General features: G+C 60.3%; 11 protein-coding genes. 9 read left to right on the top strand and 2 right to left on the bottom strand.

Annotation, left to right across the window (positions count from 1 at the left end; translation table 11 throughout):
• Positions 1-50: 50 nt before the first annotated feature.
• Positions 51-239: a hypothetical protein gene (locus AB0P21_RS20885; RefSeq protein WP_363698770.1), complete on the bottom strand. Its 189-nt coding sequence runs from the start codon at positions 237-239 to the stop codon at positions 51-53.
• A 229-nt stretch (positions 240-468) separates the two neighbouring features.
• Between AB0P21_RS20885 and AB0P21_RS20890 the strand changes: the two genes are divergently transcribed.
• The 7 genes from AB0P21_RS20890 (at position 469) to AB0P21_RS20920 (ending at position 9,799) form a co-directional block, all read left to right on the top strand.
• Positions 469-1,791, top strand: a complete 1,323-nt coding sequence (locus AB0P21_RS20890) for a helix-turn-helix transcriptional regulator (protein ID WP_363698771.1) — start codon at positions 469-471, stop codon at positions 1,789-1,791.
• Between the two features lie 30 nt (positions 1,792-1,821).
• Complete coding sequence (locus AB0P21_RS20895) at positions 1,822-2,379, top strand: GNAT family N-acetyltransferase (RefSeq protein WP_363698772.1); 558 nt, start codon at positions 1,822-1,824, stop codon at positions 2,377-2,379.
• A 281-nt stretch (positions 2,380-2,660) separates the two neighbouring features.
• Positions 2,661-4,361, top strand: a complete 1,701-nt coding sequence (locus AB0P21_RS20900) for an N-6 DNA methylase (RefSeq protein ID WP_363698773.1) — start codon at positions 2,661-2,663, stop codon at positions 4,359-4,361.
• Entirely contained in the window at positions 4,336-5,217 is an 882-nt protein-coding gene (locus AB0P21_RS20905; RefSeq protein ID WP_363698774.1) for a hypothetical protein, read from the top strand. The genes AB0P21_RS20900 and AB0P21_RS20905 overlap by 26 nt, the downstream gene beginning before the upstream one ends.
• Before the next feature lie 153 nt (positions 5,218-5,370).
• Positions 5,371-7,887: an ATP-binding protein gene (locus tag AB0P21_RS20910; protein WP_363698775.1), complete on the top strand. Its 2,517-nt coding sequence runs from the start codon at positions 5,371-5,373 to the stop codon at positions 7,885-7,887.
• Complete coding sequence (locus tag AB0P21_RS20915) at positions 7,884-9,056, top strand: hypothetical protein (protein ID WP_363698776.1); 1,173 nt, start codon at positions 7,884-7,886, stop codon at positions 9,054-9,056. The genes AB0P21_RS20910 and AB0P21_RS20915 overlap by 4 nt, the downstream gene beginning before the upstream one ends.
• Entirely contained in the window at positions 9,053-9,799 is a 747-nt protein-coding gene (locus AB0P21_RS20920; RefSeq protein WP_363698777.1) for a hypothetical protein, read from the top strand. Before AB0P21_RS20915 ends, AB0P21_RS20920 begins: the two co-directional genes overlap by 4 nt.
• A 97-nt stretch (positions 9,800-9,896) precedes the next feature.
• On the opposite strand, the gene AB0P21_RS20925 is transcribed toward AB0P21_RS20920, so the two are convergent.
• Entirely contained in the window at positions 9,897-10,229 is a 333-nt protein-coding gene (locus AB0P21_RS20925; RefSeq protein WP_363698778.1) for a hypothetical protein, read from the bottom strand.
• An 895-nt stretch (positions 10,230-11,124) separates the two neighbouring features.
• On the opposite strand from AB0P21_RS20925, the gene AB0P21_RS20930 reads away from it, so the two are divergent.
• Both AB0P21_RS20930 and AB0P21_RS20935 read left to right on the top strand, forming a co-directional pair.
• Positions 11,125-11,877 (top strand): hypothetical protein, encoded by a 753-nt coding sequence (locus AB0P21_RS20930; protein WP_363698779.1) that lies wholly within the window; start codon positions 11,125-11,127, stop codon positions 11,875-11,877.
• 725 nt (positions 11,878-12,602) lie between these two features.
• Positions 12,603-13,559 carry an alpha/beta hydrolase gene (locus AB0P21_RS20935; RefSeq protein ID WP_363698780.1) on the top strand — a complete coding sequence of 319 codons (957 nt, stop codon included), beginning with the start codon at positions 12,603-12,605 and terminating at the stop codon, positions 13,557-13,559.
• Positions 13,560-13,652: the final 93 nt, after the last annotated feature.

Consider the following 13,652-nt stretch of genomic DNA (forward strand, 5'->3'; position numbering starts at 1 on the left):
GACTAGACGCGCCCAGAGTCGGTCCCACCAAGGGCGGCGACGCTGGCCTTTCACGAGAGGTCAGCATCTGCCACCGCTGGCTCGATAGTCACCCGCAGGCTGGCAAAGCGTCGCGTCATGGCGGCCTGGTACCGCATCGCCGTCTCCGGCTCAGCGGTGTACTCCGCGATGACGTGTTCGCCGAACCAGACGCGAACGCAGCGGTCGGTTGGGAGTGGAGCTTCGGCGAGCGTGGTCATTCGCCACGCACCTCCCGAACAATGTCGCGGATGATGAACACGTACAACGTGGCCGCAACAAGCGCCAGGATCCAGATAGGTGCGGTCATGATCCGACAGCTCCCCTGTAGGTTGGTTGATCACGGACGGTGATGCCGTGTTTCACCTTGCCCGTCACGATGCGTGTCATGGAAGATGCGGAGTGTCCGATGAGTGTCCATGGACACTCGGACACGGCGAGAGGACTCAGATGGACGGGGAGACGTTCGGCGCGGGATTGAAATTCTGGCGCGCCAAACGCGGTCTTTCCCTGCGTCGATTGGCTGATCTCGCCCACTACAGCAAGTCGCAGATCTCCGACCTCGAGCGCGGCGTCCGCGCCCCTCGCCCTGAGATGGCTGATCATCTGGATAGGGTGTTAGAGGCCGAAGGTGAGCTTCGCGCATTGGCGGATCTAGTACCGCCTCCGAGCGCCGAGCCGCCCTTGTTGGATGCGCGCAGTTACACCGCTCTTGCGGTACAACTGCTGGCAGCCGAAGGAGACGCTGACATGCTTGATCGCCGCCAATTTCTTGGCCTCGGAAGTGCAACCTCACTCGGCGCCATTGCGCCGAGCCTCGCGTTAGAAGCGACCCGCCATGGACTCGCTCTCGGGCTCGCTGAGGAGCGAGCCGATACCGCTGCCGATGAGTGGCGCGAGATCGTCTGGGAGTACGGCTACAGCTACATCAGCATGCCGCCGCAGGAACTCCTGCAATCGCTGATGGTGGACATGCTCGGCCTGCAAGTTGCCCTGGAGCGCGGTAGCCGATCCGCTTCGTTGAACGAACTGCGACAGTATGGCGCCACGCTCGCATCCCTAATGGCCATGACGATCGCCAACGTCGGCGACGTTCGCCAGGCACGCCGCTGGTGGCGTACCGCTCGCAACCTCGCCGAAGAGTCCGGCGACCCGAGCACGATCATGTGGATCCGCGGCCGTGAGGTCGTCCGTGGGCTGTATGAAGCACGACCAACCGCGGCGATTCTGCAGATGATCGAGCAGGCCGAGTCGTTCGCCAACGGCTCCACTCCCACCGATCGTGCCGAGCTCATGTCCGGCAAAGCCCAGACGCTCGCCCTGGCCGGCCGCCGGGCCGAAGCCGAAGCGGCGCTCCACGAAGTGCGCGCGATCTACGACAGCCTGCCTCCCGAGACGATCGACAATCGGGACTCGATCTACGGGTGGCCGGAGGATCGACTTCGGTTCACCGAAAGCTACGTCTTCACGTACCTCGGGGACGCGAACGAAGCGACGGCTGCGCAGGACCGAGCGATCAAGGCGTATCCGACGAAGTACCGGCGCGGTCCAGCACAGATCGAACTTCAGCGGGCACTGTGGATGGTCAACACGGGCGACGTTGCTACGGGGGTTCAGCATGCGTCCGCTGCGCTCCAAAGCCTACCAAGCAAGGATCAGATCCGCCCGATCGTTGCCCTCGCCAAGGAAGTACTCGGAGCTGTCCCGGCGCCGCAGATTTCGAAGCCCGTTGTTGTCGAGTTCCGTGAGTGCCTTGAGCTCACCGCAGGTTGATCCGCCTTCAAGAGGGGTAGTCAGAGCGGCATGAGCGACCTTGACCAGCTAACCATCGAGCGGCACGACGCAACCTCGACACTGGAACTGCGGGACGACATCTTGCCGGTGTATGCCGCTTCGCACGACGACCAGATGCACGATCCGTGGTTCCACCCAGACCACTTCTGGGAGCGTCTAGTCGAGCTATATCTCCCCGGCCGTGATTTCGAGCTGGTCGCAGGCCGAATCGCCGGCGTTGTTGTGGGCTATGCGTTCGGTAGTCCGCGAGATCAGCACGGCACCATCTGGGGCGACCTTCACTCGACCCGCCCAGAGTGGGATCTCCCGGCGGAGCCGGTTCCGATGTATATGTTCCGCGAGTTCGCGACTCACCCGGACCATCAGAGGCAGGGCGTCGGCCGTCGGGTTCATGACGTACTGCTCCAAGGACGACCTGAACCGGTCGCTGAGCTGCTTGTGCGCAAGGACAACGTTCCCGCCCAGGCGGCTTACCGGGCATGGGGTTGGGTGCAGCTAGGAGAGAAGCGGCCGTTTCCGGACTCTCCAATATTCGACCGGTTGGTCTTGCAGTTGCGACGCGCCTAGTGCAGCAGCCGGGGGCTGAGCTCGGATTTAGGTGCGTCAACGGCCAGAAGCACACGATGTAGTGACGTCTGCGCACCAATCGCCGGCTCCACGGTGAGCTCATGATCGACTCGGCGCGAGAGTGAATTCATGGAACCCGCTCTTCGAACTACCGGTCTGGTGGCCAGGGTAGAAGGCGGTCACTTTGTGTCACATGTTCGAGTTCGTCCCGCGCGGTGATCTCGCAGAACACGTGTTCGACTACGCTGGACTCCCAAGTTGCACCCTTGTAGTCTTGCGGCGTGCCTACGCCGCAAGACTCTCTCAAGCTACGCCGAGAGCGCGGCGCCTTCTTTACTCCGGAGCCCATTGCCGAGCATCTAGCCGCATGGGCGGTACGGGACAACCCAGAAGCGAAGGTGCTAGATCCCACGTGTGGCGAGGCAGTTTTCTTGCTTGCTGCTGGGCGAAAGCTGAGAGAAGCAGGTTGTCAGAGCTCGGATCTAGATGAACGTCTCTATGGAGTCGACATCCACGATGCCTCGCTCGCTTCTGCGACCAAGCTGCTCGAGGATGACGGGTCGGATGCCCACCTACTAGTCGATGACTTCTTCTCGGTGCCCACGCCCGATCAGCTAGGTGCACCTCTTCCTTACATGGACGCGATCGTAGGCAACCCGCCCTTCGTTCGCTACCAGCAGCATGTCGGTATGGCCCGCAAGCGCTCCGTCGCCGCTGCGCTGAAGCAAGGTGTGCGACTGAATGGCCTTGCGTCCTCATGGGCATCTCTGCTCGTGCACTCCTGTGCCTTCCTCAAGCCAGAGGGCCGGCTCGCCATGGTGCTGCCAGCTGAACTGCTGACGGTCAACTATGCGGAGCCTGTCCGTACCTGGCTGCGTCGACGCTTTGAGAAGGTTCACCTGGTCATCATCGAGCGCCTGCAGTTCGCTGACGCGCTTGAGAAGGTTGTGCTTGTCCTTGCCGAAGGCTCGGGCGGATGCGAAGCATTTTCGCTATATCACGTTGAGGACGCTGACGATCTCCTCACGATCGATCCTTACAGCAACTGGTCAGTCATGCCCGCTGCTGAAGGCAAGTGGACTGATCTGCTCTTGCCGAACAGGCAACGCCAACTGTTCCGATCGGTGGTCTCCGAGCACTTTCAGCCACTTCGTGACTACGGGACGACCGAGCTAGGCATAGTCACCGGCGCCAATAGCTTCTTCGCGATCTCCGAGGCCACGCGCCTGCATCATGGGATCGAGGATGATCAGGTTGTCCGGATCAGCCCTCCTGGAACGCGGCATCTCCGCGGTGCATCCTTTAGTCGTCAGCAGTGGGAAGAGCTGCGAGATGCTGGAGAGCGTGTCTGGCTTCTACGTCCAGACGCGGACGATCGTCGGCCGGGGCTGATGGCGTATGTCGCCTCGGGAGAGAAGGACGGGGTTCACGAGGCATATAAGTGCCAGATTCGTGACCCGTGGTGGAGGCCTCCATATGTAGAGCCGCCAGATCTGTTTTTCACCTACATGAGTCACCGCTACCCGCGGTTGATCGCAAACGCCGCGCGTGCGACCTTCCTCAACTCGATGCACGGTGTCCGGCTCAAGCCAGAGCATCGCAAGGTTGCTGGAGCGGCTCTTCCGTTACTGTGCTTGAACAGCGTCACGATGCTAGGCGCCGAGCTCTTCGGGCGCTCCTATGGCGGCGGCATCCTCAAGATGGAGCCTCGTGAAGCAGCCATCTTGCCTATGCCAAGCCCATCCGTCCTTGAGAAAGCTTGGGCCGAGCTCAAACCACATAAGGAGTCGCTTTACCGGCAGCTCCGCGATGGGCGTTGGTCGGACGTAGTGAAGCGAGTCGATGCGGCAGTGCTCGGAACGGGAGCTGGGCTAGAGGCGGGGGATATCGCTAGCATGCTCGAAGCTGCGCGGAGCCTCCGTGTGCGCCGAGTGGGCCGTGAGGAGACAGACGACAGTGCCGGTGAGCGAGGATCCGATTGACCAGCGACGCGTTGAGGACCTGGTAGGGCATCCATCCGACAAGTATCAAGCGCTGGTCGACCTCATCCAGGACAACGTCGTCAAGCGGTTCAGCGATATCGATAATGAGTTCTTAGACTTCCTCTGGTGTCTTGATTCGTATCGCATGGCGCAGGTCGTGCCGCGGGGGATGGGGAAGGCTACTGACTCGCCCGCGCGCCGTCTTGAAGGCGTTTATCGTGGCAAGGGTAATTCGTTCTCGTCTGTAATGACGCTCATACTGAGCAACAAGACAACGAGCCAACTTGCGTCACGAAACAATATTCAGGGCTACTCGCAGACGCACCAGATCGATATCGCGTGGCCGGCTCGCGACACAGTCCCTCTGGTAGATCCATATGTATGCGCTGAAGCGAAGCTGACGGGTGCGCCGCCCTTTCCGGGGAACGAGAACGGTCGCGGAGCAATGAGTGACTGGTCGAACCGCCGTAAGGAGCTAAAGTTTCAAGCAACAGACCTGAAGCTCTATCGACACATGGCAGAGAGGTCGCGCATCGAGCACTGGGATATCTGGCGTCGTCAAGCCCTGCCGTACGTCTACTCGCTCTGGGCAGCTCGCCTGAGGGATGGCGACGACGTCACCAAGATGGTCGAAGAGGCTCGCGTTCTTGCAGATACCTATTCCGATGGTGTTGGAATCTATGCGTTCAAGCTGAATAAGGCCAGCGATGGGTATGAGTCAGCTGCATTGTCGCGGGGTGTCTCGGACCGGGTCACTAGCCTTGATTCGGTTCTCGAGCTCATTGCTGCGCGTATACGTCAGATCATGACGGAGCACGGCGACCGAGTGCCGGACCCGGTTAAGCTCCAGAGCTGATACGAAGACAAATCGATCGCTTGGAGGCGTCGTGGCCCACCACCGGTCGGGCGTGTCTGGCCGACTGAGATGGCCGTGCCCGGAAGTAATCTGCCTTCGGATTAGGTCAGGTAGCTTCCACGTTTCGGGGATCAGACCGCCTATGGTGATGGTGTGACCGACGACAAGCAACCGGCTTTCACAGTCGACACTGGGCTGTTCCGCCAGCTAGGCGAGCTGCTGGTAGGGCGTGACGCAACGGCACTAGTGGAACTGATCAAGAACTCCTATGACGCGGATGCGACCTCGGTTCTTGTCTCTGGCCAGTACCTCGACGATCAAAGACGTGCGGTGTTGAAGGTGGTCGACGACGGTGTTGGTATGACATCCGCCCAGTTTCGACGCGGATTCCTTACGCTAGCCGCGCGTAGCAAGACCGCAGGAGACAGGCGGAGCCCCATCTACCAGCGGCGCTTCACTGGCGAGAAGGGTGTTGGCAGGCTTGCCGCGCATAAGCTGGCGAGCCATGTAGCGATAAGTAGCGTTGCGGGAATGGTGGGAAGCTCTACAGCGGCAGGCCTCCGCCAGGGCAATGAAGACTTGGATGCCGATGAGCTGATTGAGCTTCTTCGCGGCGGCCGCACCACCCTAGTCAAAGCAGAAATTGACTGGGATGTAATAGAACGTGTAGAGACCCTCGACAAGATCAAGAACGGGCTCTCAGTATCGGTCAGTTTGTTGTCGCGAATGCGCACCACTGGAACTACGTTAGCCCTAAGTCGACTGAGGCATAGCTGGACCTCTGATGACCGTCAAGAATTGGTGCGGCAACTCAACAACTTTGAGTCGCCTACGTTGTTCTCCGGACCCCTGCCGGCCGCCGTGCGTCAAGGAAAGCTGCTTTTCTTGAAGCCGACTGTGCGTGACAGCAAGCGAGCCGATCCAGGATTCGAGTTGCGCCTCGAGGATGAGTTCGCGCTGGGGCAAGAATATTGGCCGCAAGTCGAGCGTAATGTCGAGTGGGTGATGGAAATGAGTGCCCAGCGAGGAAAAGACATTCAGTATTCGCTTGCGCCCACGAAAAATGGTAAAGCTAAGAATCCATTCGGGCGCCGCATTGCGGTGTCGGGGCCGCATCCATCCCCTGATACCGGCCCCTTCTTTGATAGCAGGATCTATCTAAGATCAGGATCAGATCCGACCATTGACGACACCTGGGGAAATTACAATAGCGGCATTCGGGTCTATCTCGAGGGGTTCCGTGTTCTCCCATACGGTGAATATGGTAACGACTGGTTGCACTTGGATCGTGATGCAGTCCGACGAGCCGGAAGATTCGAGTTGGATCCTCTTCTGGCTGGACCCGAAGACGATCTCCACGCCATGCGCGACCTCAAATCGCGGGATGTAAGCCTCCGTTTTCAGCCGAACCGCAACTATTTTGGCGCCGTGTTTCTGACCGACGCTGGATCAGCCGGTCTGCGGACGCTCGTCAATCGCGAGGGGTTCGTACCTGACGAAACATATGAACGACTAGTCAAAGTGGTCCGTGGTGGGGTCGACGTACTCCAGCGTGCTTGGGCATTAGCAGGTATCGAACTGAAGACCCAGCTTGCGGCTGAAGCGCGACGAGAGCGGATCGATGTGCTTGCGCTGCGTCCTGGTCGCGAGGAGACCGATGATTCGCGCAACCAGCCATCGACATCAGTCGTGACTCTACCCACCGAGCTAGTAACGACTGCGAGCGAAGATGACGACTCGGAAGACCCCGGTGACGAGAATTGGAGTGACGTCACAGCTGCGACGTCTCCCCGGCCTGGATCTGCTGCGCGACTGCTAAGAGAGCTGGCCGAACTCCGTCGTGTCCTGGATCTGCCGCCGCGGTCGACTGGGGCGGATGCAGCAACCGGTGGAGCAGTTCCGCCCGCGCTAGTTGGCGTGGACGCGGCACTCACGGCAGTTGAGGAAGCCGCCGATTCACTCATTGGCGATGCGAGTCTTCTTCGCGTCTTAGCCACCCTAGGCACGCAACTCTCGGCATTCTCGCACGAGATTTCCCAACTGGTGCCGGCTGTGGTTGCCGTGGAGAGAATTCTAGAGCCGAAGACCGGTCAGCGCGCGCCACGGGAGGTAGTTCGGGCGCGTGGCCCTATCTCGGACATCAGACGCGCCCTTGAGCGCCAAGCCTCGTATCTGGGTGACGTCGCAAGCTCTGAGGCACGCCGCCGCCGTAGCAGACAGCGGCTGCGCGAACGGGTGGATGTGGCGTTCCGCGGGCTGTTCGGTAGCGCAGCTGCGCTAGATATTGAGCTTGTCAATGAGGTACCCGAACGGTTGAGAACTCCGCCGATATTCAAATCTGAGCTGCAAGGAATCTTGACCAATTTGCTTACGAACGCGATCAAGGCTGCCGGTCAGGATGGGCAAGTTCAAGTTGATGCGAGCGAGAATTCTTCGGGGATGCATTTAGTTGTGCAGAACACCGGCGCTAGTGTGGACCCAACTGAGGCTGAGGGCTGGTTCGTACCGTATGCCAGCAGTTCGGTGGCCGTCGATCCGGTGTTGGGGCAGGGGATGGGATTGGGGCTTCCTATCACACGGGATCTAGTGTCAGAGTATGGCGGTACTGTGCGCTTCGTGGAGCCAGGGGATGGCTTTGCCACTGCTATTGAGGTCGTGATTCCAGAGTGAGTATCGAGGAACAGGTTCCCCGTGTTCTATTTGTGGATGATGGTGATTTGACGGAGACGTCCGTAACCGAAGAAGCTCTTGGGGTTAGCAGCCTTCAGACGCGAATTCGTCATCCCGAGGAGGTCAACGCTACTGACCTCGGGTGGGCCGACCTGGTGGTGGTCGACTATTTTCTCGAGGATTGGCAGGAACGCGATGCGGCGGCGAGCGCTGCGCGGGCACCTATGAACGGCCTCGCCGTCGCAGCGACATTGCGAAGCTCGCTCCTTCCGTCACTAAGGGCTCGTCGAGAATATAAAGAGCTGCCGGTGCGGCCTGTAGCTTTCGCGCTTTGGTCTGGCAATCTGGCGGAAGCTTCGTTCGGGCTGCCGGAAGTCGTCTTACCGCATGTCTTCTCGCGTGAGAACAACCTGGAGTGGGCGTTTCGACGTCAGGACCTCCTTAGCGGTGAAGGAGATAATCTCCTCGCGCTTGCCCGCGCAGTTGCCACACTTCCGGAGGTGTGGTCGAGCCGCGAAGGGGAATCGGCAGGGCAGCTTTGGCGTCTTCTCGGCCTTCGAAGCGATGGGAACGATTGGTCGCACCAAGCGGAGACCGATGTTCTCGATTGCCGTCCACCGCTACATGAGTTGGGTGAAAGGTCGCGCGGATTGGTCCTCCTGCGGTGGCTGTTGCACCGAATATTTCCGTATCCTTGTTTCTTGATGGATGAGCGTCAATTATGTGTTCGGCTCCGTGTTGAAAGCCTGCCCGAGGACGGCTCAGACGGTGATGGCTTGCGACCTGCGCTCGTGCCGTACGAATACACAGGAACGCTTGCGGGGTTCGGCGGCAAGCGCTGGTGGCGCGCGGGGGTTGAAGAGTGGCTCTTTCAGCAGACCGAAGGGGCCGCTGGCGACTCCCGCGCTGTTGCGGAGTTGGCGAAGGACTTGGGAGCTAAGACTGAGCGAGAGTGGCTTCGTCCGGTAATTGTAATCACAGAGGATTTAGCCCGTGCTGACGGTCTAGTTGAGGTTGAGCAGTCTGTCAGGGTGCGCCCAGACGACTGGCCCCCATATGCTGACGATGCTTTCGCCCGTATAGAAGACGTTACTCGGCACTCGACGCTAATGGCGTTAGTAAACCCGGCGGACAGGTATCTTATTTCCCCTGAAACGACGGACGAATGAGTCTGATATTCAAGGTCGCTGAACTGCGAAATGAGATTCAAGCGTTTCGGAATCTAGCACGGGATTTTATTGCGCCTGGAGCGGATGGGGTGCTGAGTCAGGCGCAGGCCGATCTTGAGAATATCGCCAGGCGGAGCGGTGGGATGATTGCCTGGTGCATCAGGCCGGCGTATGCGTTTCGCACCGCGCTCAGCGATGGAGAGTATATGCCAGGAAAGAAGAAAGGTGGGGAGAAGATACATGCGGAAATAACGTTCATTTGGGAAATAGAGCCGGTCAGAAAGAAGGGCGGAAAGCAAGCGTTGGAGGTCCGCCTGGTCGGCAAGGCGAGCACCATGGTTCGCCTCATTTCTGGAGGTCCGGAAACTGCCAGTCCGGAAGAACTAGCTATGTGGCGCATGGAAGTGGCGGACGACAATTCGCCCGGTTCATACTTCCATGTTCAGGTTCTAGGCCGCGAAGAGTCCGCGCCTTTCCCCAGTGCAATTGACGTGCCGCGTTTGCCTAGCGTGCTGATGTCTCCCTTTGCGTGCATGGAGTTCGCGCTAGCTGAGCTGTTTCAGGAAAGGTGGGCCAAGCATGCTGCCGAGGGGACCAGTGAAACGCTAGCGTGGCGCGCGATTCAGGGGCCGCGACATGATAAGCAATTGGCCTGGCATGCAGAGCAGATCAAGAGTAATTCGGGCTCACCCTGGGCGGCATGGAAGGCCGCTAAGCCTCCTGAGGATCTGTTTAACCGCTAGTCAGTGCGGAACTCACCCTTTGTGTGACCTCTAATAGTTACTTCGGGGGGAGCAGTCGGCAGTAGCGTGCTTCTGGTTATGGGCACGGTTGCAGGTCTTACCATCCAGAGCGTGCGTAGCCTTGATCACCAAGTAGCAGGGTGGTTGCGGTTTGCAAGGCGAGTAATGCATCGGCTTGCGCAACCTCGTCGATGGCTTCCTCGTGCTGAAGGTCGGGTGCCGCCCGTGTGCGCTCTATTGCTCGTAGGGTCAGCGAGTCGGGTTCCAACGGCGGCTTAAAGTGCGCCGATACCTTTCGAATCTGGTTGATCTCATCAAGTGCGTCACGCAGTGGCTGTTCAATCAATCCCCGCGCGAATGCCTCTTTGACTAACGGGCCCAGCCCCCAATAGCGCCACCCGCTCGGGAGGTCGTCTTCGAAAGTGAGCATGCAGCCTGCGAGTGCTCTCTCACACGCAGCGTGTGAACATAGCAAGGACCCCAAGGGGAAGCCTTCGACGTAGCTACGCTGAGCTTGGCGAAATAGCCACGCTGTCTCTATACCCCCGGGCACCAGCCAGCCCGAGCCGGAATCGTAAGACTCTTGCATGTCCTTGACTTGCTGCCAGCGATGAGCGCGAAGCCGTCGCGTTTGACGATCGCGGAGAAACAGCGCGACTGTCCGGGTGTCCGACGACTCGTGTGCTTGCTCTGAGAGCCAGGTCTCAAGACGGTAGGCGAGCGAGAGCGGATGCAGATCGTCGAAGTGGAGCTCTGGCTGCTGTACCACGCTCTGCGGTCCGTCGGGATCTTGATGACTCACTTAGCAAGGTTAGACGAATTGATAGGCGGTTGTCCGCCGACTAAGCCTGCTACTGGCTGTGCAGCGTTTTCTTCAGTGTGGCGGGTCAACGCCCGTAAGCTGTTTCGCATCTGTACTCCAGCTCGCTGGAGAGCTTCCTCCTCTGTAGAGCATCGTCGCTCGTCTGATTTCAGCTTCGGTCATCCTCGGATAGCGAACCTTGGCGCCGGCCCCGCGCGGAGAATCTTGATGACGCTCTTCTTGCTCAGGCAGAAGAGCGCGCCGATCGACTCCGACGATCCGCCGGCCATGATCTTGCTATTGAGCCGTCATCTAGCTTGTGTACACGTGGACGACGCTCGGCAGGATTGACGGGACTGCGCGAGCTTCCGGAGCCTGTCTAACAGGGGCGGAGCATGGTTCGAGTATCGGGACATAAGATCCAGGGATCCGCGACGCTGCGAAGCGTAGACCGGGGGAGAGCCGTGTCTGGCTGGGTCTCTCAGACGGCAAAGTGTCGGTTGCCGTCGCTACAGTTGAAACCGTGACTTCCGATGAGCTGGACCCTGCTTTGGTGTGGCAGCCGATGATGGTCGGGCTGCCGGCCGGTACGCACCTCACGGCTGGCGGTTCCAGTCCGCTGGCACGTTCTGACGACACGAACCAGTTAGTGACGCACGCGACGCTTGGTGGACCCATCAAGGAAGAGGAAGACGACTCCGACCTGCTCAAGGTGGCTGCTGGCGTCGCGCTGGGGGTCTTGCTAACCATCGGTGCATACAAGGCGGCCCCGCACGTCAAGTCCTGGTGGAGGGAACTCCGGGCGAAGAAGGCCACACTCTCAGGAGCGGCAGAAGCTGCCGACGAGGTCAACTCGTCTGGCGTGGCCACGGTGAGCGTTGCCGCTTTCGCGTCGGAGGTGGATATAGCAGTCGAAGAGCAATTGACGATGATGGGCAGCACGGAGGCGCAACGACGCGTCCTTGAAATCCTGCTCGCGGCAGCCGCCATCGCTGACAACATGAGAGCACTGTCGAAAGCTCGACTCGAGGACGGCGCGTCTGCGGAGTTACAGAGCGCTCTGGAGAAGCTCACAGTTCCTCAGGTCACGGACAGCCTCAACCGGATGCTTGGGACGAAGGGCACCCTGCTCGACGGGGAGGCGCAGGCTGAGTTCATGAGGATTTTCGGCGGTGGTTGCGCCGTCGAGGGCCAGTACGTGCCGCTGCGAAACGCCAGGGTGAGGAACGCTCTCCGTTTGCTTCCGACTCTGGAGCCCCAGGCGCTGGCGAGGTAGCTCCTGCCATCTTGCAGCCCTCCGCCGGGATGTCCCAGTAGATGGCCGGGGATGCTGTTCGGAGTGCGCCATGAGACCAGATTGCGCAGAGCATCGACCTAAAGAGATCTAGGCTCCTTGGCTGTTCCTGATCCGCACGCCATGTTTCCGGAGCGTTGCGATGACCGTCGTTCCGTTGAAGCCCAGCCGGTCACCGATCCGTGCCGACGACCACCCCGCTCCGTAGAGTCGTGTGGCTTCGGTGACCTGGTCTGGAGTCAGGCTCTTCGGTCGCATCGCGACCCCTTCGCGCCGCAGGATCAGCCCAGCGGTATCCGGGTGGATGCCGAACTCTGCGGCTAGCTTCCGTAGGTTTGCGCCATTCGTGTAGCCGGCGATCAACTGAGCAGTCTGCTCGGCATTGAGCTGTTTGGCTGTCCGAGGTCTCTTCCGCGGCAGATCCGCTGGCTTAGGAGTCGAGGACGGCTTCGGGAGCTGTTTGACGAGCCGCTCTAGGTCTCTGACCTGCGCGTTTGTGTTGTAATACGCCCCCCGCAGGTCCACCAGGCGACTGGGCGATCCATGTTCACGGAAAGCGTGAACGGGGTCGCCTGTTTGTTTTGTGCGTCGCTTTGCTCCGCGGGCGGGGGCTTTGCCACCCGCACCCCCTTGGCTGGGGTTGATGTGGGCGGTTGGCTGGATGTACCGGTCATCAGGTGGCCGGTACTGGTACTTAGCTTGCGGGCATGAACTCACTGACATCTTCCTCCTTTCCTGAGCCCATCTTGATTGCCGTCAATGGCGTGGAGTTGGAGGTCTTCGAAGCTGGTCGAGAGAACGCCGGGAAGCCTGTGGTGCTCTGTCATGGTTGGCCGGATCTGGCGTTCACCTGGCGTCATCAGGTGCCTGCGCTTGTTGCTGCGGGGTACCACGTCATCGCGCCCAACCAGCGCGGCTATGGCAACTCTTCTCGGCCGGCTGAGGTTGCGGCGTACGACGTCGCGCAGTTGGCCGGCGATCTCGTCGCGCTGCTCGATCACTACGGGTACGAGGATGCGACCTTCATCGGGCATGACTGGGGCGCGATGGTCGTGTGGAGTCTCGCCTTGCTGCATCCGGCGCGGGTGAACAAGGTGATCTGCCTGAGCCTGCCGTACCCGGTGCGCGGGGAGGTGCCCTGGATCGAGTTCATGGAGGCGGTGCTTGGTAGTGACTTCTACTTCGTGCACTTCAACCGGCAGCCTGGGGTGGCCGACGCGGTGTTCGACGAGAATCCGGGGCAGTTCCTTCGCAACCTGTACCGCAAAAACGAGCCTCTCCGGGAGCCGCAGCCGGGGATGGTGATGATTGAGATCGCCCGAACGGAGACTCCTCTCGGAGAGCCGCTGCTGAGCGACTCTGACCTGGCCGTCTATGTCAGTGCCTTCGAGAAGTCTGGGTTCACCGGCGGCATCAACTGGTATCGGAACCTCGACCGCAACTGGCACCTGCTCGCCGACGTCGACCCGATCGTGCACCAGCCGGCCCTGATGATCTACGGCGACCGCGACACCGTGGCCCAGGCCGAGAACCTCGCAGAGTTCGTGCCTGGCGTCGAAGAGGTGCACCTCGACAGCGGGCACTGGGTCCAGCAGGAGCAGCCCGAAGAGACGACCCGCGCGATCCTGGAATGGCTTGCCCGCCACAACGCTGCTCCTGCCTGAGGCCAGCAGTTTGCTGGTACTGCGCAAGCGACCTGCGCGCCTGGCGTCGCCACCCCAGGAGACAACCAAGGTGGATCAGCTTGCATCGCCGGC

This window comes from Kribbella sp. NPDC056861, assembly GCF_040687575.1.
Taxonomy (GTDB): Bacteria; Actinomycetota; Actinomycetes; order Propionibacteriales; family Kribbellaceae; genus Kribbella.